Origin of the sequence: Flavobacterium beibuense, assembly GCF_004151245.1 — a bacterium.
GTDB classification, from domain to species: Bacteria; Bacteroidota; Bacteroidia; order Flavobacteriales; family Flavobacteriaceae; genus Flavobacterium; species Flavobacterium beibuense_A.
On the sequence record NZ_JUIW01000002.1, the window covers coordinates 384,101 to 410,350 of the forward strand.

At 35.8% G+C, this 26,250-nt stretch carries 25 protein-coding genes and 1 pseudogene; 13 read left to right on the forward strand and 13 right to left on the reverse strand.

Annotated elements, in window-relative coordinates:
- Positions 1 to 93: 93 nt before the first annotated feature.
- Positions 94 to 1,629 carry a YifB family Mg chelatase-like AAA ATPase gene (locus NU09_RS03850; protein WP_129749937.1) on the forward strand — a complete coding sequence of 512 codons (1,536 nt, stop codon included), beginning with the start codon at positions 94 to 96 and terminating at the stop codon, positions 1,627 to 1,629.
- Between the two features lie 264 nt (positions 1,630 to 1,893).
- Here the strand turns inward: NU09_RS03850 and NU09_RS03855 are convergent, their stop codons facing one another.
- The gene (locus tag NU09_RS03855; RefSeq protein ID WP_129749938.1) at positions 1,894 to 2,418 is read right to left on the reverse strand and encodes a hypothetical protein; all 525 of its coding nucleotides are present in this window, start codon (positions 2,416 to 2,418) and stop codon (positions 1,894 to 1,896) included.
- Positions 2,419 to 2,961: 543 nt separating this feature from the next.
- On the opposite strand from NU09_RS03855, the gene truA reads away from it, so the two are divergent.
- Positions 2,962 to 3,705 carry a tRNA pseudouridine(38-40) synthase TruA gene (gene truA / locus NU09_RS03860; RefSeq protein WP_129749939.1) on the forward strand — a complete coding sequence of 248 codons (744 nt, stop codon included), beginning with the start codon at positions 2,962 to 2,964 and terminating at the stop codon, positions 3,703 to 3,705.
- A gap of 1 nt (position 3,706) precedes the next feature.
- Positions 3,707 to 5,455: an ABC transporter ATP-binding protein gene (locus NU09_RS03865; RefSeq protein ID WP_129749940.1), complete on the forward strand. Its 1,749-nt coding sequence runs from the start codon at positions 3,707 to 3,709 to the stop codon at positions 5,453 to 5,455.
- Between the two features lie 365 nt (positions 5,456 to 5,820).
- Here NU09_RS03865 and NU09_RS03870 read toward each other — a convergent pair whose 3' ends face one another.
- Entirely contained in the window at positions 5,821 to 6,306 is a 486-nt protein-coding gene (locus NU09_RS03870) for a DNA-deoxyinosine glycosylase (protein WP_129749941.1), read from the reverse strand.
- A 176-nt stretch (positions 6,307 to 6,482) separates the two neighbouring features.
- Here NU09_RS03870 and NU09_RS03875 point away from each other — a divergent pair, with 176 nt between their 5' ends.
- The 3 genes from NU09_RS03875 (at position 6,483) to ligD (ending at position 10,477) form a co-directional block, all read left to right on the forward strand.
- Positions 6,483 to 7,058 carry a ferritin-like domain-containing protein gene (locus NU09_RS03875; protein ID WP_129749942.1) on the forward strand — a complete coding sequence of 192 codons (576 nt, stop codon included), beginning with the start codon at positions 6,483 to 6,485 and terminating at the stop codon, positions 7,056 to 7,058.
- A gap of 84 nt (positions 7,059 to 7,142) precedes the next feature.
- Complete coding sequence (locus NU09_RS03880) at positions 7,143 to 7,925, forward strand: Ku protein (RefSeq protein ID WP_129749943.1); 783 nt, start codon at positions 7,143 to 7,145, stop codon at positions 7,923 to 7,925.
- A 5-nt stretch (positions 7,926 to 7,930) separates the two neighbouring features.
- Positions 7,931 to 10,477, forward strand: coding sequence for a DNA ligase D (gene ligD, locus NU09_RS03885; protein ID WP_129749944.1), 2,547 nt, complete (start codon positions 7,931 to 7,933; stop codon positions 10,475 to 10,477).
- 49 nt (positions 10,478 to 10,526) lie between these two features.
- Here the strand turns inward: ligD and sucD are convergent, their stop codons facing one another.
- From sucD to NU09_RS03935, 10 genes are all read right to left on the reverse strand, one after another.
- Positions 10,527 to 11,399 carry a succinate--CoA ligase subunit alpha gene (gene sucD, locus NU09_RS03890; protein WP_129749945.1) on the reverse strand — a complete coding sequence of 291 codons (873 nt, stop codon included), beginning with the start codon at positions 11,397 to 11,399 and terminating at the stop codon, positions 10,527 to 10,529.
- 193 nt (positions 11,400 to 11,592) lie between these two features.
- Entirely contained in the window at positions 11,593 to 11,955 is a 363-nt protein-coding gene (locus NU09_RS03895) for a nuclear transport factor 2 family protein (RefSeq protein WP_129749946.1), read from the reverse strand.
- 1 nt (position 11,956) lies between these two features.
- Complete coding sequence (locus NU09_RS03900; protein WP_129749947.1) at positions 11,957 to 12,886, reverse strand: UDP-3-O-(3-hydroxymyristoyl)glucosamine N-acyltransferase; 930 nt, start codon at positions 12,884 to 12,886, stop codon at positions 11,957 to 11,959.
- Positions 12,887 to 12,949: 63 nt separating this feature from the next.
- Positions 12,950 to 13,516 (reverse strand): elongation factor P, encoded by a 567-nt coding sequence (gene efp, locus NU09_RS03905; RefSeq protein ID WP_129749948.1) that lies wholly within the window; start codon positions 13,514 to 13,516, stop codon positions 12,950 to 12,952.
- A gap of 22 nt (positions 13,517 to 13,538) precedes the next feature.
- On the reverse strand, positions 13,539 to 14,324 hold the full coding sequence (lpxA, locus tag NU09_RS03910) for an acyl-ACP--UDP-N-acetylglucosamine O-acyltransferase (protein WP_129749949.1): 786 nt from the start codon (positions 14,322 to 14,324) through the stop codon (positions 13,539 to 13,541).
- 10 nt (positions 14,325 to 14,334) lie between these two features.
- Positions 14,335 to 15,723: a bifunctional UDP-3-O-[3-hydroxymyristoyl] N-acetylglucosamine deacetylase/3-hydroxyacyl-ACP dehydratase gene (locus NU09_RS03915; RefSeq protein ID WP_129749950.1), complete on the reverse strand. Its 1,389-nt coding sequence runs from the start codon at positions 15,721 to 15,723 to the stop codon at positions 14,335 to 14,337.
- Positions 15,724 to 15,733: 10 nt separating this feature from the next.
- Positions 15,734 to 16,756, reverse strand: coding sequence for a UDP-3-O-(3-hydroxymyristoyl)glucosamine N-acyltransferase (gene lpxD, locus NU09_RS03920; protein ID WP_129749951.1), 1,023 nt, complete (start codon positions 16,754 to 16,756; stop codon positions 15,734 to 15,736).
- 23 nt (positions 16,757 to 16,779) lie between these two features.
- A complete protein-coding gene (locus NU09_RS03925) occupies positions 16,780 to 18,024 on the reverse strand; it encodes an HD domain-containing protein (RefSeq protein WP_129749952.1) in 1,245 nt (414 codons plus the stop codon).
- Positions 18,025 to 18,608: 584 nt separating this feature from the next.
- The gene (locus NU09_RS03930; RefSeq protein WP_129749953.1) at positions 18,609 to 18,842 is read right to left on the reverse strand and encodes a hypothetical protein; all 234 of its coding nucleotides are present in this window, start codon (positions 18,840 to 18,842) and stop codon (positions 18,609 to 18,611) included.
- Positions 18,843 to 18,859: 17 nt separating this feature from the next.
- On the reverse strand, positions 18,860 to 20,029 hold the full coding sequence (locus tag NU09_RS03935) for a class I SAM-dependent RNA methyltransferase (RefSeq protein ID WP_129749954.1): 1,170 nt from the start codon (positions 20,027 to 20,029) through the stop codon (positions 18,860 to 18,862).
- A 58-nt stretch (positions 20,030 to 20,087) separates the two neighbouring features.
- Between NU09_RS03935 and NU09_RS03940 the strand changes: the two genes are divergently transcribed.
- From NU09_RS03940 to NU09_RS03965, 6 genes and pseudogenes are all read left to right on the forward strand, one after another.
- Positions 20,088 to 20,819 carry a class I SAM-dependent methyltransferase gene (locus NU09_RS03940; RefSeq protein WP_129749981.1) on the forward strand — a complete coding sequence of 244 codons (732 nt, stop codon included), beginning with the start codon at positions 20,088 to 20,090 and terminating at the stop codon, positions 20,817 to 20,819.
- A gap of 7 nt (positions 20,820 to 20,826) precedes the next feature.
- Positions 20,827 to 21,537: a ZIP family metal transporter gene (locus NU09_RS03945; protein ID WP_129749982.1), complete on the forward strand. Its 711-nt coding sequence runs from the start codon at positions 20,827 to 20,829 to the stop codon at positions 21,535 to 21,537.
- A 24-nt stretch (positions 21,538 to 21,561) separates the two neighbouring features.
- Positions 21,562 to 22,377, forward strand: coding sequence for an N-acetylmuramic acid 6-phosphate etherase (gene murQ / locus NU09_RS03950; RefSeq protein ID WP_129749955.1), 816 nt, complete (start codon positions 21,562 to 21,564; stop codon positions 22,375 to 22,377).
- Positions 22,364 to 22,591 carry a DUF6095 family protein gene (locus NU09_RS03955; protein WP_129749956.1) on the forward strand — a complete coding sequence of 76 codons (228 nt, stop codon included), beginning with the start codon at positions 22,364 to 22,366 and terminating at the stop codon, positions 22,589 to 22,591. The genes murQ and NU09_RS03955 overlap by 14 nt, the downstream gene beginning before the upstream one ends.
- A gap of 1 nt (position 22,592) precedes the next feature.
- Positions 22,593 to 22,964, forward strand: a complete 372-nt coding sequence (locus NU09_RS03960; RefSeq protein ID WP_165357655.1) for a DNA topoisomerase IV — start codon at positions 22,593 to 22,595, stop codon at positions 22,962 to 22,964.
- 8 nt (positions 22,965 to 22,972) lie between these two features.
- Positions 22,973 to 23,599: pseudogene (locus NU09_RS03965) on the forward strand (TerC family protein); the annotation flags it as partial.
- 4 nt (positions 23,600 to 23,603) lie between these two features.
- On the opposite strand, the gene tilS reads toward NU09_RS03965, so the two are convergent.
- Positions 23,604 to 23,711: a tRNA lysidine(34) synthetase TilS gene (tilS, locus tag NU09_RS17275; RefSeq protein WP_410501051.1), complete on the reverse strand. Its 108-nt coding sequence runs from the start codon at positions 23,709 to 23,711 to the stop codon at positions 23,604 to 23,606.
- 195 nt (positions 23,712 to 23,906) lie between these two features.
- On the opposite strand from tilS, the gene NU09_RS03970 reads away from it, so the two are divergent.
- Positions 23,907 to 26,225 (forward strand): reprolysin-like metallopeptidase, encoded by a 2,319-nt coding sequence (locus NU09_RS03970; RefSeq protein ID WP_129749959.1) that lies wholly within the window; start codon positions 23,907 to 23,909, stop codon positions 26,223 to 26,225.
- Positions 26,226 to 26,250: the final 25 nt, after the last annotated feature.

A 26,250-nucleotide genomic window follows, 5' to 3' on the forward strand; every position in this document is an offset into this window, starting at 1 on the left:
AATAATTTATCAGCACAATTTATAGAAAATCAAATTAAAATAAATAATTAATTTCTTACTTTTAGGCCACTTTTTAAAACCTTACCTTATAATATGCTTATAAAAGTATTTGGAAGCGCCGTATTTGGAGTTGAAGCCACAACAATAACCGTTGAAGTAAATATTGATAAAGGAATTGGTTATCACCTTGTGGGGTTGCCCGATAATGCCGTGAAAGAAAGCAGCTACCGCATAGCTGCCGCGTTAAAGAACAACGGTTACCAGTTACCCGGTAAAAAGATAACCATAAATATGGCTCCGGCCGACTTAAGGAAAGAAGGCTCTGCATACGACCTTACCCTTGCTATAGGCATTCTTGCTGCTTCCGGGCAAATACCATCAGAAGATGTTGATAAATACATCATTATGGGTGAGCTTTCTCTTGACGGAAGCCTTCAGCCTATTAAAGGAGTGTTACCTATTGCCATAAAAGCCAAAGAAGAAGGTTTTAAAGGTTTTTTCCTGCCGAAACAAAACGTAAAGGAAGCTGCTATTGTTAGCGGGCTGGATGTATACGGAATTGAAAACGTAACCGAAATAATAGATTTCTTTAACGGGAATGCTACCGTACAACCTACAGTAATAAATACACGCGAAGAATTTTATAAAACACTCGACTTTCCTGAGTTTGACTTTGCCGATGTGAAGGGACAGGAAAGTATTAAACGCTGTATGGAAATTGCAGCAGCAGGCGGACATAACATTATACTTATAGGTCCGCCGGGAGCAGGTAAAACAATGCTGGCTAAACGATTACCCAGCATCCTCCCTCCTATGACTCTTAAGGAAGCACTGGAAACAACCAAGATACACAGTGTGGCAGGAAAGATAAAAGATGTTGGCTTAATGAACCAACGCCCATTCAGGAGCCCACATCACACTATATCGAATGTGGCATTGGTAGGCGGTGGTAGTTTCCCTCAGCCGGGAGAAATATCTATGGCTCACAATGGTGTACTCTTTTTAGATGAGCTACCCGAATTTAAACGAGAAGTACTGGAAGTAATGCGCCAGCCACTTGAAGACAGGGAAGTAACCATTTCAAGAGCCAAGTTTACCATTACCTATCCGTCATCATTTATGTTAGTTGCCAGTATGAACCCTAGTCCGGGAGGTTATTTTAATGATCCTGATGCTCCTGTAAGTTCCTCTCCGCATGAAATGCAACGCTATTTAAGTAAAATATCAGGTCCGTTACTAGACAGGATTGATATACATATTGAGGTAACTCCTGTACCTTTTGAAAAACTCTCTGATAAACAGGTGGCTGAAAGCAGTGTGGAGATTCGTAAAAGAGTTACACAAGCAAGGGAAATACAAACGAGGCGTTTTGAGCATCTGGAAAATACACATTACAATGCACAGATGAGTACGAAGCAGATTCGTGAATACTGTGAACTGGATGAAACTTCATTGTTGTTATTAAAAACGGCTATGGAAAGGTTAAACCTTTCTGCTCGTGCGTATGACAGGATTTTAAAAGTTTCGCGAACCATTGCTGATCTGGACAGCTCTCCAAATGTTGAACCACAACATATATCAGAAGCTATACAGTACAGAAGCCTTGACCGTGAAGGATGGTTGGGGTAAATAAGTATGGTTTATATAGTAAACAAGTTTTAGGGCCCAATTTCTTTAGCTAAATTATTCATTTACGAATCACTTCAAGAAAAAGCAATAAAATTAAGGCATTTTTAATAATGTTACAATAGCTGTAGTGGTGGATATGGTAATCCTGATGAATTCGGTATTGAATTTATTTGGGTAATGCATAATTAAAACTAATTATTAAATGCAATACTTTTAATAAAGTAAAAGGGTAACAATTAAGTTACCCTTTCTTTTGTTCAAAATTTAATGTTTCTTTATCATAGGGTAATCCAAAGACAATACTATGTAATCAAAAGAAGGGTCTTTTTGGATTTGCTCTAAAATAGGAGTTATATGCTTTTTAATATTTCGTTTTGTCAAGTCACTACCATAAATAAAAATAACTGTCTTTTTATCCTTATCAAAATGTATATTTCTTAAATAAGATATATCAATTATTTTTCTATTATTTACATTACTATCTCCTACATTAATGCTTTGGCACAAATCTCGAAATTGTCCCCAACAACTTGGGTTTTCCATTTGAGCTGCACTAAAAATTTCGTCATTATACGCAATGCCGTAAAAGGTAAAAAGATGGTTATTAACCACATCGTCTGCAAAACCATCAATATTTATAAAGTCCTCTATGAGAATTTTACTTCTATCAAATTGTGTTTTTTTGACCGTTATATCAAGATATTCTTCCGTTGTTTGAAAAAAAGCTTGAGCATGGTTTAATTGTGTTATAAAACAACACAGAAAAACAAAAAATTTTATTTTCTTCATTAAATTACTAAATCTACAGTTATTCTTATTTCAGTAGAAGTTATTACAGGGGTATAATCACCAGCTCTAACTCGCAAACCATTAATCTCATAATCCTCATCAAAACCAAATCTATCAAAGTCTTCAGCTTCAAATTAAAGATTACAATTTTAAAAAAAGATTACTATTAACAAATCATAATAAAATGTTAATTTTAAATATATTTATACAACAATAACACAATAAATACACGGATATTTAACATTGTACCATTTTAATCAAAATAAATAAATAAATTATAATTTTCAATAAAGTGACTATTTAGTTATATTACTCCTTTATTAAATTCAAATTCCTTTTAAGTGGCTCAACTTTCTATCAAAATATTAATTAATTTTAAAACTATATCATTAATTTTTTTTACTTTTTTAAACTGTTTATATTCCAAACCTAACTCAAATTTAACACTGTTAAATAATTAAATTTATTACTTTGCCTGTCTGTAACTTTGCGCCTGCGATATTTAAAAAAGAGTATCTTTGTATAAAAAATTAGCTACAGGTTTTGAGGTATTTTATTGAATTTGCTTACAACGGAAAAAATTATCATGGATGGCAGTATCAGCCACATAGTATTTCGGTACAGGAAGTATTAAACAAAGCCCTCTCTACCCTGCTAAAACAACCTATTGATGTTACGGGAGCCGGTCGTACCGATACCGGTGTACATGCCAAACAGATGTATGCCCACTTTGATTACGACAGTGTGATTAACAGTGACTTCTTAACTCAAAAACTCAACTCTTTTTTACCAAAGGACATTGTAGTATACAGGCTTATACCACTGCATGACGATGCTCATGCCCGTTTTGATGCTACAAGCAGGACTTATGAGTATCATATACATACTTTTAAGGATGCCTTTATTGGCGAAGGCAGCTGGTTTCATTTTCATCCGTTAGATATGGATAAGATGAATGAGGCAGCCAAAATTCTTTTTGAGTATAAAGATTTTAAGTGCTTTTCTAAAACGCATACAGACGTAAGAACGTTTAACTGCGTTATTATGGAAGCAAACTGGAAAAAGGAAGGCAACAATCTTGTTTTTACCGTTGCTGCCGACCGATTTTTAAGAAATATGGTAAGGGCTATTGTAGGTACACTTGTAAATGTGGGCCTTGGCAAGATTACCTTACAGGATTTCAGGGAAATTATTGAAAGCCGCGACAGAAATAAAGCCGGCTTCTCGGTCCCTGCACACGGGTTATACTTAACAAAAGTAGCATACCCTTATATACAGGAAGATTAATATGAAAGCTATAAAATCCACATCATTAAAAAAGGTTTTAAAATTTGCAAAGCCTTACCGCACACGTTACTATCTCGTTGTTGTTTTTGCGGTATCCCTTTCACTATTTGCAGCAATAAGGCCTTATCTTTTAAAAAGAACGGTTGACGAATACATCGACCCTAAAGATGAAACCGGACTATTATTCTATATAGTGCTTATGGGTGCTGCACTTATGTTTGAGGTAGCATCACAGTTTTATTTTGTATACTGGGCAAACTGGCTGGGTCAGGACATTGTAAAAGATATTCGTGAAAAACTGTTTATGCACATTTCACGCTTTAAAATGAAGTTTTTTGACAATGAACCTGTAGGAAAGCTTGTTACCCGTACGGTATTTGATATCGAATCGATAGCACGAATATTCAGTCAGGGACTTTTCATGATAATAAGCGACTTATTAAAAATGATAGTTATCCTTGGCTTTATGTTCTACATGAACTGGAAGCTTACGATTATTGTATTACTGGCTATGCCTATACTGTTGTACGCTACAAGGGTTTTCCAAATCAAGATGAAAAGTGCTTTTGAGGAGGTTCGTGCACAGATAGCAAACCTGAATACTTTTGTACAGGAACGTATTACGGGTATGAAAATCGTTCAGCTGTTTAATCGTGAAAAAATTGAATACGAAAAGTTTCAGGATATAAACAGGAAACATAATAAAGCCTGGTTAAGAAACATATTGTATAACTCTATCTTCTTCCCTATTGCCGATATTATATCCTCAGTAACATTAGGTATAATAATATGGTATGGTGGTGTGAGTATTCTTAACGGAGATAATGTAACAACTCCGGGAGACCTGTTTGCTTACCTAATGTTTATAAGCATGCTGTTTAACCCTTTACGACAGATTGCGGATAAATTTAATGAGCTTCAGATGGGAATAATAGCTTCAGACAGAGTATTGGAATTGTTAGATTCAGAAATGCAGGTACAGGATGCCGGTACGCTTATAGCAACTCACTTTAAAGGCAATCTTGATTTTAAAGATGTACACTTTAGCTATGTAGATAATGAAGAAGTAATCAAAGGGATTAACCTTAAGGTTAAGGCGGGAGAAACTATTGCTATTGTAGGTGCTACTGGTGCAGGTAAATCTACCATTATAAACTTGTTAAACCGTTTTTATGAAATAAATGGCGGAAGCATAAGTATAGACGGCACTAACATTAACGACTTTAACCTGGAAAGCCTGCGCAGGCAAATTGCCATAGTTCTTCAGGATGTATTCCTTTTTGCCGATACTATTTATAATAATATAACGCTCAACAATCCGGAAATTACGCGCGAACATGTTATTACAGCCGCAAAAAACATAGGTGTACACGACTTTATTATGAGTCTGCCTAACGGGTACGACTATAATGTAAAAGAAAGAGGTGTAATGCTTTCGTCCGGACAGAGACAGCTTATTGCCTTTTTAAGGGCTTATGTAAGCAACCCAAGCATACTTATCCTTGATGAGGCTACTTCGTCTATCGATACTTATTCAGAAGAGCTTATACAAACTGCTACCGAAACAATTACTGCCGGTAGAACATCAATAGTTATAGCACACAGGCTGGCCACAATTATTAATGCCGATAAGATTATAGTTATGGATCAGGGTAAAATTGTGGAAGAAGGCACACACTACGAACTCATTAACCGTGATGAGGGTTATTATAAAAATCTCTACTACTCACAGTTTGCTGTTGAAAGTTAAGATGTTAAGCTACCCTTCGGTAGCTTTTTTTATACTTAAAATCCATTTTTTAGATAATTACGTAAGTAATGTTTTATTAAAGTACAATAATATAAGAATTAATGCGTTAATAAAATTATAAATACTCATTTATTAACAGAAACTTTTAATAAAAATTTAATATAATATTAGGCTTATTTAAAAAGTAAATACGGAACTTGCAAGTATCAAAATCAACCCCACTTATTATGACACTGAACAACTTTAAAAACAGGCTAAAGCTCCTTATAGAAGCCGGAATTAGAAGTTACCGACAAAAAAGGTTAAGGAGGTATTTTATGTCGTGAGCAATTTAAACAATCACGAAAAATTTTTGCCATTGGTTTTTAAATCAGTGGCAAAATTTTTTTAGACCATTCCTCTAACTTTTCACTAAACGATTTTGTGGCGTTTGCCCCACTTGGCGAAGGCAGTATTTCATAATTTATATCCGGTTTTCTGCCTACATATTTATCATAGTATTTAGCAGCATTCTTACTCGAAAAAAATACATATTTAATATTAGGATAGTTTATATAAAAACTCTCAAAATCATTAAATGTTTCATTCTTTATATTACTATCAAGGCTTCCCTCCCGCTCACATATTTCCAAAACATCCCACAAAGCAATATTATGTTGTTCAAGCAATGCTTTACGTTTGTCATAATCGTGGGTAAATTCAGTATTCAGTAACGTGAAAAGCAGCCTCCAGAACTGATTCCCCTTATTACCATAATATTGTTGTAGCTCTAAAGATTTTTCTCCGGGCATTGTACCCAATATCAATATTTTACACTTTTCATTCACAAGTGGCGGAAAAGCTTTTTTCATAAACAAAACAAAAAAATTAGGTATTCCTTAAGTCAATTTTAAGCAAGATATAGCATTAGCAGTTAATTAAATGTTATACCTAACACATTTATGATTTAATTAATAATCAACACATTAACTCTTATCTAACTTTACTTAAAAAGCAATAACAAGCTAATCATTTAAATATAAAAAATATGAAAACAGCAACAAAAACAACAGCTAAAAAAAATACACCTGCTAAAAATGCAGCAGCAGGAAAAGTAAAATCTAAATCTATTGCCGCAGAAGCATTACACGATCTTTATATAGATAGCCTTAAAGACATTTACTGGGCCGAAAAAGCACTTTTAAAAGCTTTACCTAAAATGGCTAAAAATGCCACTACAAAAAGCCTTAGCGATACAATTGAAAGTCACATGACTGAAACAGAGGGCCAGATTGAAAGGCTGGAAAAGGTTTTTGAACTAGCAGGAAAAAAAGCATCAGGAAAAAAATGTGAAGCTATGGCAGGATTACTTAAAGAAGGAGAAGACATATTGGAAAGCACCGAACCGGGAGCAGTAAGAGATGCAGGTATTATAGCTGCCGCACAAAAAGTAGAGCATTATGAGATAGCAACTTACGGTACATTATGTGCTTTTGCAAAAACACTTGGTTATGATGAAGCAGCAAAAATTCTTCATGAATCACTAATGGAAGAAAAAGCAGCCGACCAAAAGTTAACTGATAATGCTTACAACAAAATAAATTTTGAAGCTACTGAAAACTAAGTAAACAAAAATAACGCGATTTATAAGCTATGGCCGGTATATACCGGCTTATGGCTTTTATAGTTAACCTTAAAAAAACTTATTATGAAAGCACTATGGAAAGGAAGCATCAGTTTTGGGTTGGTTAATATTCCCGTAAGATTATATAGTGGTACAAGTCCGCACAGGATTGATCTGGATATGATAAGGCAAAAAGACCAATGCCCTATCCAGTATGTGCGTGTTTGTAAAAAAGACGGTAAGGAAGTGCCTTGGGAGGAAATTGCCAAAGGTTACAGAAAGGAAAACGGTGATTATGTCGTTTTAGATAAGGATGACTTTAAAAAAGCTTCACCCGAAAAAACACAAACCATAGATATCTTTGAATTTATAAAGGAAGAGGAAATCCCTTCTAAATATCTGGAAAAGCCCTATATAATAGAACCTGCCAAGGAAGCTAAAAAAGTGTATGCCTTACTGAGGGAAGCACTTAAAAAATCGGAAAAAGTGGGGCTATGCAAGTTTATTATGCGTACTACCGAACACTTGGGTATATTGAAAGTTGAAGATAATGTTATACTTTTAATACAAATACGATTTAATGATGAGCTAAGAGATCCCGGTGATGCAAAGATACCTTCAAACATAAAAATCACTAAGAAAGAGCTGGACATGGCTCTCTCCATTATCGATCAGCTTACAGATAAGTTTGAACCTGAAAAGTATAAAGACACCTATAAAGCAGAGCTTATAAAGATGATTAAAAAGAAAGCTACGGCAAAATCCGGAGCTAAAGAGCCAGCCCCAAGAAAACGAAGAAAAACCGCGGCTGCAAAAGATGATTTGCTGGAACAGCTTAAGGCAAGCCTGGCAGCTATTAAAAATTAATAGTCATGAAATTATCCGAATACAATAAGAAAAGGGATTTTTCTAAAACCGCCGAGCCAAAAGGTAAAATAAAAAAAGTCGGAAAGGAGTTGCATTTCGTAGTACAAAAACACGATGCCTCTCACCTGCATTATGATTTCCGGCTCGAAATAGATGGTGTTTTAGTAAGTTGGGCGGTACCGAAAGGACCTTCGGCAGATACCACTGTAAAGAGACTTGCAATGCACGTGGAAGACCATCCTATGGATTATATTGATTTTGAAGGGACAATTCCGAAAGGGCAATATGGTGGCGGTACGGTTATGGTTTGGGATACAGGGACTTATTTAGCCGAAGGCAGTGACAATGCAACAGAAAGCGAAAAAATACTGAAACAGCAATATGCCGAAGGAAATATAAAGGTAGTTCTAAACGGAGACAAACTTAAAGGTTCGTATCATTTAGTGCATATGAAGGGTAAGGACAAAGAGTGGCTTTTAATGAAAGGGAAAGATGAATTTGTTACTAAAAAAGATTTTGACCAACACTCCGTTCTGACAGGAAGAACTTTAAACCAGATTGAAAAAGATAAAGATTCAGATACTTGGGAAAGTTCCCCTAAGAAAAATAAAAAGAGTAACAACGATAATATTCTTTCAGAGTCTGACAAAAGTAATACAGTATTTAGTGCTGATGACGTTAGCAATGCAAAAAAACTGAAATCCTTTCCAAAAGACTGGCGACCACAACTTGCTACCCTAACCGATGAAGTTTTTGATAACGCCGAGTGGATATTTGAGAATAAGTTTGACGGCTACAGGGCACTTATCGAAATAAAAAAAGGGAAAGTAAACCTAGTATCAAGAAACGGTATTTCCTTCAACAAAAAATATCCTGAACTGGCTGAAGCTTTTTCAATAATAAAAGAGGATGTAATACTGGACGGTGAAATTGTCGTGGAAGACTCTAAGGGTAAAAGTCATTTTCAATGGCTGCAATACTATCAGGATGAGCCTGACAGAGGTACTTTAAAATGTTATGTTTTTGACATATTATATTTTAACGCATATGACCTTACCGGCCTTGAACTTCTAAACCGTAAAAAAATACTAAAAGCCCTGCTTCCTAAATCAGATGTAATAGTATATTCAGAACATACTGTTGGCAAGGGCACAAAGGCATTAAAGGAAGCCCAAAAGAGAAAGAGTGAAGGACTTATTGCTAAAAAAGCAGATTCCCGTTACCATTTAAGCAAAAGGTCTGCAGACTGGCTTAAAATAAAAGTAACCAACGAGCAGGAAATGGTTATAGGCGGTTATACCGAACCTCAGGGTTCACGAAAAGGTTTCGGCGCACTTCTTATTGGATTTTATGATAGAGATAAACTGATATATGCAGGAAAAGTTGGAACCGGTTTTAATGATGACTTATTAATGGAGCTTCATACCCAACTTGAAAAAATAGAGCGAAAAACATCTCCTTTTTCAGGAGAGACTGGTGAAAAGAATGTGCATTGGGTAACACCTACCCTTGTGGCACAAATTAAATATTCTGAATGGACTGAAAGTGGGAGCCTGAGGCATCCCGTATTCATTGCTTTGAGAAATGATAAAGATGCCAAAGACGTAGTACGCGAAACCAACAAAAATATAAATCCGGATAAAAAAACTACCCTAAAGAAGAAAAAAGATACTGATACTGATAAGGTAGAATTTACCAATACAGATAAAATATTCTGGCCCAAAGAAAAGATAACCAAAGGCGATGTAATTGAGTATTACAAGGAAATGGCACAATATATACTCCCTTTCATTATAGACAGGCCACAATCGCTAAGAAGAAACCCAAACGGAATAAAAGATCAGGGGTTTTTCCAAAAGGATGTTTCCGGTGCTGTTCCAAACTGGATTAAAACCCGAAAACTTAAATCTAAATCAACCGGAGAAACTATAGAGTATCTTATCTGCCAGGATAAAGAAACGTTGCTGTTTATGGCAAACTGGGGTTGTATTGAAATAAACCCCTGGAGCAGCAGATTAGGTAGCCTTAATAATCCCGACTATATTATATTTGATTTGGACCCCAACGAAGCCTCAATAAAAGACTTGGTAACTACAGCAAAAAAGGTAAATGAAATACTCGATAGTATTGGTATAAAAGGATATTTAAAAACCTCCGGAGGTAAAGGCCTCCATGTTTTTATCCCTGTATTGCCAAAATATACATACAATCAAACCCGTGATTTCTCACACATCATCAGTCAGCATGTTAATAAGGCCTTGCCCGATATAACCAGCTTGGAAAGGTCACCATCGAAAAGAAAAGGCAAGATATATCTGGATTATCTTCAAAACGGAAAAGGTAAAACTATGGCCTGTGCCTACTCTCTACGTCCTCGTGAAGGAGCAACGGTAAGTACGCCTTTAGACTGGAGCGAACTTACCAATAAACTAGATTTAAAAGCTTACAACATAAATACCATAAGAGAAAGAATTAAGAAGAAAGGCGATTTGTGGAAAGACTTTTTCGATAATGCCATAGACCTGAAAAGCGTATTAGATAAATTGGGCTAAATAAAAAAGCCTCACATTATGTGAGGCTTTAATTTTATAGGGAAAGAAATTATCCTAAAACTTCTTTTACTTTTTTACCAATTTCTGCAGGAGAGTCAACAACGTGAATTCCGTTCTCTCTCATGATGCGTTTTTTAGCTTCAGCTGTATCATCAGCACCACCAACAATTGCACCTGCGTGACCCATTGTTCTACCTTTTGGAGCAGTTTCTCCGGCGATGAAACCAATAACCGGTTTTCTGTTACCGTCTGCCTTGATCCATTTAGCAGCATCAGCCTCAAGCTGACCACCAATCTCACCAATCATGATGATAGCTTCAGTTTCTGGATCATTCATTAAAAGCTCAACAGCTTCTTTAGTAGTAGTACCAATGATTGGGTCACCACCAATACCGATAGCTGTAGTGATACCTAAACCTTGTTTTACAACCTGGTCTGCAGCTTCATAAGTAAGAGTACCTGATTTAGACACAATACCTACTGTACCTTTTTTGAATACAAAGCCCGGCATAATACCAACTTTAGCTTCACCCGGAGTAATTACACCCGGACAGTTAGGCCCTACTAAACGGCAATCTCTATCTTTAATATAATCGTAAGCTCTAATCATATCTGCTACAGGAATACCTTCAGTAATAGCGATAATTACTTTGATACCAGCTTCAGCAGCTTCCATAATTGCATCAGCAGCAAATGCCGGCGGAACAAAGATTATAGATGTATCAGCACCTGCAACATCAACTGCATCTTTTACAGTATTAAAAACAGGACGGTCTAAGTGAGTAGTACCACCTTTACCAGGCGTTACACCACCTACAACGTTAGTGCCATATTCAATCATTTGGGTAGCGTGGAAAGTACCTTCGCTTCCTGTGAATCCCTGTACAATTATTTTGGAATCTTTATTAACCAGAACACTCATGATATATTTTTTAAATTATTTTTTAAATCGCATTGCAAAAATAGCTTTTTACTAATTATATATAAAGCTTTTTTTAATTTTTATAGAGTTATTTCATCAAAAAAAGCCTACAGCATAATTTTGACTTTTTAAGTTACAAATACCTAAACTTTACCTAACAAAATAACCTTTATAAACTCGGGGTTAATTTAAATTAACCTAACTGACTCATTAAGTAGCCTTTATAAAATTGATTGTCTTTTACTTCCCAAATAATCATAAAGTTAGCCAGTACCATTTCCTCATCAGGATTTTCAAAAGCATGGACATAATGTGTATATCTTACACACACATTTCCTTCTTCTTCAATAATATGTGAAATAGCAACGCGGGAAGAAACATATGACTTACCGAGTTCCTGTGCCAGTGCCAGTAAATCGTTTTTATCAAGTTCAAGGTAGCCTTTAGAACTGTGCCATTGCAGCACAAGGTCATTATGAATAAAACGTTTCATGGCCTCCACATTTCTGTATGCACCGGAATTATAATACTCTTTAACCAGTTCTTTTGCCTCCATCTTATTTAAGTTTTTCTATTATCTCAGGTATACGTTTAACGTAAGCCATCTGTTTAAGCTTTTCTCTCGACTCTTCTGCCGGAGTACCAAAGTAAACCTTACCGCCTTCCAGCGATTTACTAATTCCAGACTGTGCAAATAATACTGCTTTACTTCCTATGGTTATTCCGCTGGTTGTACCTACCTGACCCCAAATGGTAACTTCATCCTCAATTACCACACATCCCGCAATACCGGTTTGGGCTGCAATAAGGCATTTTTTACCAATAACAGTATCATGGCCAATATGTACCTGATTATCAATTTTCGTGCCTTCGCCAATGGTAGTGTCTCCGGTAACACCTTTGTCTATAGTACAAAGTGCACCAAGCCCTACATTATCCTTTATAACTACACGGCCTCCTGAAAGTAGCTGATCGAAACCTTCGGGACGTTTTTTATAATAAAAAGCATCTGCACCTAAAACAGTACCGGCATGTATAATTACATTATCACCTATTACAGTATTATCATAAATAATAACATTAGGATGTATTAAACAGTTTTTACCGATTTTTACATTATGCCCAACAAAAGCATTAGGCTGAATTATGGTCCCCTCTCCTATTTGGACAGTTTCAGATACTGTAGCATTAGCAGCCTTAAACGGCATAAAATGCTTAGTAAGTTTATTAAAATCCCTAAACGGGTCATCCGAAACCAAAAGCGCTTTGTCCTCAGGACATTCAACCTCTTTGTTGATAAGTACGATAGTCGCTGCCGACTGTAAAGCCTTATCATAATATTTAGGATGGTCTACAAAAACTATATCTCCCGGCTCTACAACATGAATCTCATTCATGCCGTGAACAGGAAAGTTTTCATCGCCCACAAACTCACAGCCAATAATTGCTGCAATTTCTTTAATAGGATATATTTTAGGGAACTTCATAAAATTAGTTAAGATAAAAAAGCCAATTTGAAATTGCTCTCAAATTGGCTCGTGTCGAATAAATTATTCTTTAACACGCTCTATATAAGAGCCTGTTGCTGTATCAATTTTAATTTTGTCACCTTCGTTGATGAATAAAGGAACGTTTACAGATGCCCCGGTTTCAACTGTTGCCGGTTTTGTAGCATTTGTTGCAGTGTTACCTTTAACTCCAGGCTCAGCATAAGTTACTTCAAGAACAACTGAAGCAGGCATATCTACTGAAAGTGGAGCATCAGTCTCTGTATTAATGATAACCATTACCATTTCACCTTCTTTCAGTAAGTCCGGTGCATCAAGAATTTCTCTGTTAAGAGATATTTGCTCATACGTTTCAGCATGCATAAAGTGGAACTGATCTCCTTCTGGATACAGGTACTGGAACTTGTGAGTTTCTACCCTTACATCCTCAATTTTGTGACCTGCAGAGAAAGTATTATCTAATACTTTACCTGTAGTTAAACTTTTAAGTTTTGTTCTTACGAAAGCTGGGCCTTTACCCGGTTTTACGTGAAGGAACTCAATAATCTTATAGATATCGTTGTTATACTTAATGCATAATCCGTTTCTAATATCTGAAGTACTTGCCATTTGTATTTAGTTTGTATGTATATTAATAAATTCCTGTATATCCTTTCATGATACCCCTTGAAGAGTTTCTGATGAAAAGAATAATCTCATCACGCTCAGGTGTAGCTTCCATTTCTGCTTCGATAAGGCTAAGTGCCTGAGTAGTGTTATAGTTCTTTTGATACAATATCCTGTATATATCCTGTATCTCTCTTATCTTCTCCGGAGTAAATCCTCTTCTTCTTAAACCGATAGAGTTGATACCTACATAAGAAAGCGGCTCTTTTGCTGCTTTTGTAAAAGGAGGAACATCTTTACGCACAAGCGAACCACCTGAAATCATTGCATGGTCACCAATACTTATAAACTGGTGTATTGCTGCAAGTCCGCCGATAATTGCAAAGTCGCCAACTGTAACGTGACCTGCAAGCGCAACTCCGTTTACAATGATGGCATTATCTCCAATATGGCAGTCGTGTGCAATATGTGCCGTTGCCATAATAAGGCAATTTTTACCAATTTTTGTCTGGCCTGATGCAATAGTACCCCTGTTAATGGTTACACACTCACGAACAGTTGAGTTATCTCCTATAATAGCAAGTGAGTCTTCGCCTCCAAATTTTAAATCCTGCGGAACGGCAGAAATTACTGCTCCGGGAAATATATTACAGTTTTTACCTATTCTGGCCCCTTCCATAATAGTTACGTTAGAGCCTATCCAGGTACCTTCACCTATCTCCACATTATTATGGATAGTTGTAAAAGGCTCAATCACTACATTTTTAGCGATTTTTGCTCCCGGATGTACATATGCTAATGGTTGATTCATAAAGTCTGTTTTAGCTGTTTTTGACAATTTGCGCCATAAGTTCTGCTTCTGCTGCCAGTTTACCGTTAGCATAAGCATTTGCCTGCATATGGCAGATACCTCTTCTTATTGGAGATATAAGGTCGCATTTAAATATAAGCGTATCACCAGGTAATACTTTTTGCTTAAATCTTACATTGTCAATTTTCATGAAATATGTCAGATAGTTTTCAGGATCCGGTACAGAACTTAAAATAAGTATACCTCCTGTTTGAGCCATTGCCTCAACAATAAGAACTCCCGGCATTACCGGCGCCCCAGGAAAGTGACCAACAAAGAAACTTTCGTTCATTGTTACATTTTTAAGGCCAACCACATGATTGTCGCTCATCTCTATTATCTTATCAACTAACAGGAATGGCGGACGGTGAGGCAGCATGCTCATAATTTTGTTTACATCCATAAGCGGCTCCTGATTTAAATCATATGCCGGAACCTGGTTGCGCTGCTCTATCTTAACCATTTTAGACAGTTTTTTAGCAAACTGAGTGTTTACAAAATGTCCTGGTTTGTTAGCAATAACTTTTCCTTTAATTCTTGTACCTATTAAAGCTAAGTCTCCTATCACGTCAAGAAGTTTGTGACGGGCAGCTTCGTTAGGGTAATGAAGGGTAAGGTTATCTAAAATACCGTTTGGCTTAACGGCAATAGATTCTTTACCAAAAGCCACCTTAAGGCTCTCCATAGTTTCAGGAGAAATCTCCTTATCTACATAAACAATAGCATTATTTAAATCACCACCTTTAATAAGGCCGTTGTTTAATAATGTTTCGAGTTCATGAAGGAAACTGAAAGTTCTTGCATCAGCAATTTCAGTTTTAAAATCTTTAATATTTTTTAGGGTAGCATTTTGAGTACCTAATACTTTAGTACCAAAATCAACCATGGTAGTTACCTGATAATCATCTGAAGGCATAACGATAATCTCGCTGCCTGTAGTTTCATCTGTATAAGATATAACTTCTTTTACTACATATACTTTACGCTCTGCATCCTGTTCTACTACGCCTACCTTTTCAATAGCTTCAACGAAGAATTTAGAAGAACCATCCATAATTGGCGGCTCAGAAGCATCAAGCTCTATTATTACATTATCAACATCACAACCCACAAATGCTGCAAGAACATGCTCTGAAGTTTGAATCTTAACTCCTTTTTTCTCAAGGTTTGTTCCTCTTTGTGTATTTACCACATAATTGGCATCGGCCTCTACTATAGGCTGACCTTCAAGATCTACCCTTACAAAAGTATAACCATTGTTTACAGGAGCCGGTTTAAAAGTCATTGTAACTTCCTTACCGGTGTGTAAGCCAACACCTTTTAATGAAATTTCGCTGTTGATTGTGGTTTGCTTAACCATATATCTGTATTTATTGTTTTATTTGTTGTTTAATATCTTCTACCTCGGCTACTATTTTAGGAAGGTTCCTAAAATGTACATACGACTTATTGAAGTCGGCATAACCAAGGGCTGGTGTTCCCTGTACGGCTTCTCCGTCAGGTATGTTTTTTGAGACTCCCGACTGTGCCTGTATACGCACATTATTACCTATAATAATATGGCCTACAATACCTACCTGTCCGCCTATAATACAGTTCTTACCTATTTTGGTAGATCCTGCAATACCGGTTTGAGATGCAATAACCGTATTTTCACCTATTACAACATTGTGTGCAATTTGTATTTGGTTATCAAGTTTTACACCTTTCTTTATAACTGTAGAACCTAGTGTTGCCCTATCTATAGTAGTACAGGCTCCTACATCTACATTGTCTCCCAGAATTACATTACCTATTTGCGGTACCTTACTGTACACACCTTCTTCGTTAGGAGCAAATCCGAAACCATCAGATCCTATAATAGAGCCTGAATGAATGGTACAGTTATTTCCTATCTGAGTTTCAGAATATACCCTTACTCCTGCAAAAAGAATGCTGTCATCTCCTATGGTAACATTATCACCAACAAAACTGTTAGGATAAATTTTTACGTTGTTACCTATTTTTACATTCTTACCTATATAGCAAAAACTACCAAGGTAAAGCCCTTCTCCATATTCTACTCCTTCTGAAATAAACGAAGGTTGTTCAATGCCTGATTTCATCAGTTTAACCTGATTGTAATATTCAAGCAGTTTAGAAAATGATTTATAGGCGTCATCAACCTTAATAAGGGTTGTAGCAAGTTCGGCTTCAGGTTCAAAAGTCCTGTTTACAATAGTAATAGTAGCCTTAGTCGTATATATATATTGAAGGTACTTTGGGTTAGCCAAAAAAGTAAGGGAACCATCTATACCCTCCTCTATTTTAGCCAGTGTATGAACCTCCGCATTGGGATTTCCCACTACGTCCCCTTCTAAAATACCCGCTATTTGTTCCGCTGTAAATTTCATCCCGACAAAAATATAAAATTTAATTAAATCACTGCTTTTTCCAAAAGCACTTTTGGAAAGCACAGGTAGTACTTGGTTACGGGCTTAGATAAAGCCTTCAGATTCAGCTGATCTGATGCTTCAACCACGTCTTCCACACTTCTGTCTTTTTTAAGTATATGTATAGGCTCACCTGTTTTATTGTAAGCCTGATTTTTAATTTTACCTTTAAACACAAAGTACTCCGCTTCTTTTTCAGAAAGGTTATACTCTGTTTTAAATTTCTCTCTTAACGCTATAACTTCTTCCTTGCTTACCTTTTCTGCCTGAAGCCTTATTTTTGGCAGGTCACGGTTAATAGTCATCCTGCATAACTGGCTTAATACAAAGTCGTCATCAAACTGCCACTCTTTAATAGCCGAGATAACATCAAAGTCATCCAATAAAGAAAATGTGTAAAGCACATCATCATTAAAATCTTCAAGTGTAATTTTATTCTGAAGAAAAAACTGTAATGGTTTACTGGCATGTAATACCCTACCTTGCTGGGTAAGTTCTTTTGCTCTCTTTAATATCTTGGTCAGTACTAATTCTGCCGCTAAGCTGGTTTTATGTAAATAGGCCTGCCAGTACATTAGCCTGCGGGCCACAAGAAATTTCTCAACAGAATAAATACCTTTTTCCTCAATCACAAGTTTATCATCTTCCACATCAAGCATTTGTATCAGCCTTTCAGAATTTATATTTCCTTCGGCAACACCCGAATAAAAACTGTCTCTTTTAAGGTAGTCCATCCTGTCCATATCAAGCTGACTTGAAATAAGGTGCAACATAAACTTTCTGTGGTATTCTCCTTTGAATATTTTTATTGCTAAATCAAGCTGACCGTTAAACTCACGGTTAAGTTTATCCATAAACAGTAGCGAAATGGATTCATGGTTTACATCTTCCACTATACTATGCTCCATAGCATGAGAAAACGGACCATGACCTATATCGTGTAGCAAAATAGCTATATATAGTGCATTCTCTTCTTTATCAGATATTTCAACTCCTTTAAAACGCAACACCTGAATGGTTTTCTGCATAATGTGCATACAACCTAAAGCATGATGGAAACGTGTATGATGTGCCCCCGGATAAACAAGGTAAGACATTCCCATTTGTGAAATACGTCTTAATCGCTGAAAGTAAGGATGCTGTATAAGGTCGTAAATAAGCGGGTTGGTAATGGATACAAATCCGTAGATAGGATCGTTAAATATTTTAAGTTTATTGATGTTATTCACTAATTGAGAAATTTTAAACAAATATACAATTTATGCCCTTGGCTAAAAGAAGGTTTGCGTGTTTTTTTAACACTTAAATGAGCGGAATTAACGCAAATTAATAAAGTGTGTTAAACATTGGTTAATGCGCTTGTAAATACCAAAGTTTAGGTTCGAAATTTTTAAATTTATACTGTTTAATTAAAGAAATGCGAATACACTCCAACTCAACCGAAAAAAGGTTATTAACAAAAAGTCTTCAACCACCTGAAGAAAACAATAATAACGTTATTTTTTGTTACTTAGGTTATTGAAGGAAAAGGTCTGTAAACAAAATTTACAGGCCTTTTTTGATTATATTAGACGCCGTTAATATCACTTGAGAATGATAAAGATAATCCTTTACCACTTCCTTACATTTATAGTACTGTGTGTAATTTTTTTGTTAGTTTCAGAAACAATCACACAGACCCTGTTTTACGGTTACGACAATGTTATCTTATGGCTAGGTACCTTAGCAGCAGGAATTCTTTTTCTATTCGCTGCTATTTGTGTCTCTTGTATTGTTTTTATCCTTAAAAAGAGAAAGAAATCAAGAAAACAGCTTACTTAACCTCCTTAATACCTTTTACAAAGAGCCATTTCATAAATATCTTTTCCTCTCCCTGAAAACGGGCAACCTGGAATTTTGGTGATAATATTGTTGAAATTACAGCTGCTGTAATAGGTATCCAATAACCCGTTAAATGAGTAAAAGTGATTATTAGAAAATAAGCTACTATGTAAAAAAAAGCAAAACCTATAAAGTTGTATAAAAATGACTTGGTCTTTTTGCTCATAATTGTATTATTTTAGGTTACTGATTATCTCTATTTTGAAATTTGGTACGCTTGCTTCCCTCATACATTTCATACTTCACCAGTCTGGCTTCCAGCTTACCGTTAAACAGTTTTATTTTACGTGAAGGTTTTAAGCCTACAAATTTAAGCGCTTCAAGGTTTGCCGTTATAAACCATGCATTTGTGTTAGGGTAACTCTGTTTAAGAGTGTCTCCTATCTCCCTGTAAAAACGCTCTAAATCTATATCAAGCCTTTCGCCATAAGGCGGGTTAAACACCATATGTAAAGGGCCTTTGCTTTGTTTTTGGGTATCAAAAAAGTTCTCCTGAGAAATGGTTACATATTCATCAAGGTTTGCATTTCTTATATTATCTTTTGCTTTCATAACTGCAGACGGAGCCTTATCATATCCTTTAATGGTATAATGAAACTCTTTCGTCTTTTTCATCAGGGAATCCATTATGGTATCAAAAAGATCGTTATCCCAATCGTTCCATTTTTCAAAAGCAAATTCCTTACGGTTTATATTTGCCGGAATATTACAGGCTATCATAGCTGCTTCTGCCAGTATAGTACCACTACCACACATAGGATCAAGGAAATCTCCCTGACCATCCCAGCCTGACAACAGTAACATACCTGCCGCCAGCACCTCATTTATAGGGGCAATATTAGTTGCAGTTCTGTAACCTCTGTGGTGCAGCGATGCTCCCGAAGTATCTAACGCCACAGAACACTGATCTTTCTGGATATGTATATTAATTCTTAGATCAGGAAAATCCTTATCGATATCAGGCCTTTTGCCAAATTTATCTCTAAACTGATCTACAATGGCATCTTTTGTTTTAAGTGCCACGAACTGTGAATGGTTGAAATAATCAGAATTAGTGGTAACATCTACAACAAAAGTGTCGTTCATACCTAAATAATCATCCCAGTCTATAGACTGGATACCTTTATAAAGGCTTTGGTCGTTATATACCTTAAACTGTTTAATAGGCTTAAGAATCTTTAAAGCAGTGCGTAGTGCAAGGTTTGCCTTGTACATAAATCCTTTATCTCCCTTAAAGCTTACCATTCTTACACCCGGTTCAACATTTTGTGCTCCAAGCATAAGTAGTTCTTTTGCTAGTATCTCTTCAAAACCAAAAAAGGTTTTGGCAATCATTATATAATTATTTTCCATAATCCCGTCTCAAATTCTTGGCAAAAATAAACTAAATTTGCGGGTACATTAAATGAATATGCAAAAAGAAACAAATAACTGGTTTGCATCCTGGTTCGATACACCCTATTACCACATACTTTATAAAGACCGTGACTATGAAGAGGCTCAGCTCTTTATGGATAATATTACGCACTATTTAAACCTGCCGGAAAACGCTAAAATACTTGACTTAGCCTGCGGAAAAGGACGTCATTCTATATACCTTAATCAGTTAGGTTATGATGTAACGGGTGCCGATTTATCCGAAAACAGCATTGCCATAGCATCAAAACACAGTAATGAGAATCTTCACTTTAAGGTACACGACATGCGTGAACCTTTTGAAGAAAAGTTTGACGCCATATTCAACCTTTTTACCAGTTTTGGTTATTTTGAAAACGATGAAGATAACCTTACTACTCTAAAAGCAATACATAACAGCCTTACCGAATATGGTTTTGCAGTTATAGACTTTATGAACGCTCATAAAGTAATTGCTAATTTAGTACCACAGGAAACAAAAACGGTAGACGGTATAGATTTTCACATTAAACGATATGTGGAAGACAATCATATTATAAAGGAAATAGATTTTGAAGATAAAGGACAACATTTTCATTTCAGTGAAAAAGTAAAAGCCCTTACTCTGGAAGATTTTGAAGCCATGATGGAAGAAGCCGGCATTTACCTGCTTGACATTTTTGGCGATTACAAACTGCATAAGTTTTTCAAAAATGATTCTGAACGTTTAATTATGATCTTTAAATAGCCCTATGATATATTATTTATTGCCATTACTATCGGTAATTTTAGGTTATGCCATGGCTTTGATATTAAAGCCAAGTAACCGTAAAAATCTTAAGCTATTATTAGCTTTTAGTGGTTCTTTCCTTTTGTCGCTTACGGTTATGCACTTACTACCAGAGGTATATGAAAATAGCCTGCATGCACATCACGGACATGACCATGAGCATCACAATAGTCCGATAGGATTATACATTATGGCCGGTATTGTTTTTCAGATAATACTTGAGTATTTCTCTAAAGGTGCAGAACATGGGCACGTACATGGCGGTCACGACCACGAACATCAAAAAATGCCATGGTTATTATTTATAAGCCTTTGTATCCATGCACTATTAGAAGGTATGCCGGTTAGCCATCATAATGATATGGCCTGGGGAATTGCCATTCACCACTTCCCTATCGCTATAATATTAACGGCTTTCTTTATGAACAGCGGACTTAATAAAACAATTGTTATGCTGTTTATGGTAGTATTTGCTTTAATGACGCCACTAGGCACACTCCTTTCGGAACAACTCCATTTTATAGAGCATTACTTTACCGAAATATCGGCAGTTGTAATAGGTATACTTTTCCATATTTCATCTACCATTATTTTTGAAAGTAACGAAGGCCACAAGTTTAACCTTGCAAAACTTTTAGTAATTATACTGGGAGTTATAATGGCTTATTTTATGTAAATTTACCTGAAAACACAGTAATTCATGTCTTTTACAAAAACTACGGAGCAAAGTTCAAAATACGAACATCTGGAAAAGATGTCGGTAACTCAATTGCTTCAAAACATCAATAACGAAGATAAAACCGTACCTCTGGCTGTAGAAAAAGCATTACCTCAAATAGAGTCTTTGGTACAGCAGATAATTCCACGAATGAAAGATGGCGGACGCCTGTTCTACATTGGCGCAGGTACCAGCGGAAGGCTTGGTATTGTTGATGCGTCGGAATGTCCTCCTACTTTTGGCGTTCCTTTCGATTGGGTTATAGGCCTTATTGCCGGAGGTGATACTGCCATAAGAAAAGCGGTTGAATTTGCTGAAGACGACCGCGAACAGGCCTGGAAAGATTTATCTGAATATAATATTAACCACAAAGATACCGTAGTAGGTATAGCTGCATCGGGTACTACCCCTTATGTTATTGGCGGACTTGAAATGTGTAATAAAAACAACATCCTTACCGGATGTATTACCTGCAATGAAGGTAGTCCGTTATCACAAACAGCACAATACCCTATTGAAGTTGTAGTAGGCCCTGAGTTTGTAACAGGAAGCTCCCGCATGAAAGCAGGTACGGCACAAAAGCTGGTATTAAACATGATATCTACTGCCGTGATGATTCAGTTAGGCCGTGTAAAGGGCAATAAAATGGTGGATATGCAGCTAAGTAACCATAAACTTGTAGACAGGGGTGTACGTATGATTATGGATGAGCTTAATATACAAAGAGAAGAAGCGGAAAGCCTGCTGCAGGAACATAAAAACGTAAGAAAAGCGATAGAGCATTATGGCAACAGATAAAAAAATACTGGTAAAAGGACTAACTTATTTAGGCTGGGCATTACCCATGTTTTTTTTAGGACCTGTAGTAATACACAGTTCGTTTAAAAACCAGGGACACCCATTCTTTATTCCTGTACTGGGATTAGGGATTATTACCTGTATAGGTGCCATGATATTGATGTTTTTAGGTCTTAAAACTATTATGAAAAGTCTTTTTGAAAATGAAAAATAAAATGAGATTCCTATTACTACTGTTAGTACCTTTTATTTTTATATCATGCTACCAGCAAGAGCGTAACTGCAGCGACTTTAAAACCGGTAAATTTAAATTTGAACAGGAGATAGACGGTAAAACACATACAACCTTATTTGAAAGGACTGAAGAATTAGAGATTGACACTTACGAAGGTAAAAGTGATACATCTTCTATCCGATGGATTAATGACTGTGAGTACATTGTACAAAAAATAAACCCGAAAAACATGCAGGAAAAAAAGGCCGTGCATATGAAGATACTAACTACAAAAGGTGATTCTTATACTTTTGAATATTCTTTTGTGGGAGATACCAACAAACAAAAAGGAACCGTAACCAAACTTAACTAACAAACCTTATGGAAGTATTTTTAAATCCTAATGCCTGGATTGCATTATTAACCCTTACATTTCTTGAAATAGTATTGGGTATAGACAATATCATTTTCATATCTATTGTAACAGGAAAACTACCTGAAGAAGACAGAAAAAAAGCTACCCGTATGGGTTTATTCCTGGCTATGTTTATGCGTATTGCCCTACTGTTTGGTGTTACGCTTCTTATAGCTATGAAAAAACCGGTTTTCAGCTTTGACTTCGGATGGTTTAGTGCCGATGTTACCGGGCAGGCTTTAGTGCTGTTAGTTGGAGGTTTATTCCTTATATACAAGAGTACAAAAGAAATTCACGAAAAAGTAGACCATAAAGGCGAAGAGGAAAAAAGTCTTGGCAGTGCTGCAAAAAAATCATTCACTAATGTGATCCTGCAAATACTAATGATTGATATTATCTTCTCTGTAGACTCAATTCTTACTGCTGTAGGTATGACTAACGGAGTTGAAGGCGCATTAATAATAATGATTACAGCAGTTGTAATATCGGTAGGTGTTATGATGTTGTTTGCTGTTCCGGTAGGAAACTTTGTTAACGCAAACCCATCAATACAAATACTGGGTCTTGCTTTTCTTATCCTAATCGGGTTTATGCTTATTACAGAAAGCATGCACCTTTCTCACGCACAGTTAGCAGGAGAGTATGTGGGCGCAATTCCAAAGGGATATTTATATTTTGCCATAGCTTTTTCAGTTTGTGTAGAATTCCTTAATATGAAAATGAGGAAGAAAAAAGAATAATAAAATTATTTACCCTCTTAATTATAAAAGCTGTCACTATGACGGCTTTTTTTTATTAAAATCATAATTATTTGATTTACAGCAAAATATTTCACTATTGGTTAAAAACGTTTTTATATTTTTAACAAACAATTAACTAATAGTCAAACAAACTACAACTATGCTGAAAAATAAAATAATTACAGTTATACTATGTATAGTCTGCTGTCAAAAAGGATTTTCTCAGGAATTTGATGAGATATTTACTAATGTTGAATCTGTTAATTACATATACATATCAGGTTCATTTTTAATAGATGATGAAACAACTGTAACACCGCTCATTAATTTTGATTCATGTCAGGAAGTTGCTACTCATTTTTCAGTAGTTGCTCAATACGAAAACGGAAAGGTTATAGCTATTGGCGATGAATATTTATTTTTAGATAACAATATTGTTCTGGGAGATAACCTGCAGTTTTTAATTAATGTAATAGACTGGCTTAATTCGGGTACAGGGAGAGTTACTCTTAAAGAAGAATTTGTTGATAATAATAACACAACAATACTTCAAAACTCATTATTTGATAATAATTATACATTTAACTCATTTACAGGTCATATAACAACCTCTGCCCTATTAAACACTGATATATTAATTTTAGGTAACGACTGGAATGAACTCGAACTTTATTCAACTGCTGAATTAGAAGTACTAGAGAGTTTTATAGCTAATGGAGGCTCTCTACTATTAGCAGGAAATCCAGATCTTTACCTTGGAGAAATTGAACAATATTCAATGAATCAGGTTGCTAACTTATTCGGCTTTGAAATAACGGAATGTGAAATAGCATCATATGAATTTCAAATTTTTTATCCCGAAACATTAAATCCATACTGCACCTCACCTTACTTCAATACTAATATTCCTCGCGGTGATAATTTAAGGATTTTCAGAATGGCAGTTTCTACAATTGGGGAGTTTACCGAAAATAAAGGAGGAGTAAACAACACTAGCCAGTTAATTGATGAATGGCTTGAGACTATTAATGAAATTTATGGTAGAGAGTATTGTATGAGGTTTGAACTTATACCTAATAATGATCTTTTGATTTTTGAAAACTCAGAAACTGATCCTTGGGAAACATTACTGGATGGTGCTGTTGCATGTACTGATGTTGAAGTAATACTTAACAATCAGGGAAGTATAATTGATGAAATTATAGGTGCCGAAAATTATGATTTAAGCCATGTTATTGCAACTTTCCCATATCTGGGAGGCGGATGTGCTGCTGACTTTAAACGTGCGATATCAGGAGATTTAAATATTTCTGTATGCAGGCATGAAATTGGTCACCAGTTTAGTCAGGCACATACTATAAACAATGAAACTAATAATTATGAGCCCGAAAACGGCAACTGGACAATTCAGGGGGGAAATGATTACGGTTATGCCCACGGAGTATCATATCATCAGCTCGCTCAGTTTTTATTAACCATTCCATCTGTAGGATCACAGGTACCAACTGGTAACACCATACCAACAATAAATGTTGGCCCTGATGTTGTAATCCCTGTAAGCACTCCTTTTACAATAACTGCAATATCTATAGATCCGGATCCCGATGATAATTTAACTTATGTATGGGATAACTTTAATCCTGCCCCACAACAATTTATACCAGTGCCGGACGATACAAAAGGGGCTTTATTCATGCGCTTAACTCCCGGTCCGATTCCTTCAAGAACATTTCCAAAAATGAGTGATGTAATAGCTAATAATAACAGTAATGCTCAGGAACAGTTACCTACACATCCACGCAATATGGATATAAGGGTTACAGTTAACGACAACCATAAAATGGAATATAATGGGCAAATGATTAATGCCAGCGGTATCAATTCTGATGATATAAGAATTATAGTTGCAGATGCAGGACCTTTTCAGGTGACAAGTCAAAATACTGATGGTATAGTTTATGCCGGAGGATCAACCCAGATAATAACATGGGATGTAAACGGTACAGATGTAGCCCCCGTTAACACTCAAGATGTGTCAATTACCCTTTCTGATGACGGAGGTTATACCTACCCTGTTACCCTTTTAAGTAGTACTCCTAATAATGGTAGTGCAACAGTAGTATTACCTGATATTAATATTGAGAATGCAAGGATAAGAGTGGCCGCAAATAATAGTATCTATTTTGATATTAATACTGTTGATTTTAAAATTCAATCCACTTTATCTTTAGAGAAAGCACCTTTGGATTCTTTGGTAAATATCTACCCTAACCCAAGTAAAGACTATTTTATTATTGAGTTTACTTCTCCTGTTAATTTTGATGCTAAACTATATGATGTGGCAGGGCGTACAGTAACACAACAATTTAATCACGATAAGTTTGATGTAAGAAGTTTATCTCAGGGAACCTATATACTTGAAATTACAGATTTAGAAACTTCACAAAAAACAATACGAAAGATATTTATTGAAAGATAAAAAAAAGCAGCCATCAGGCTGCTTT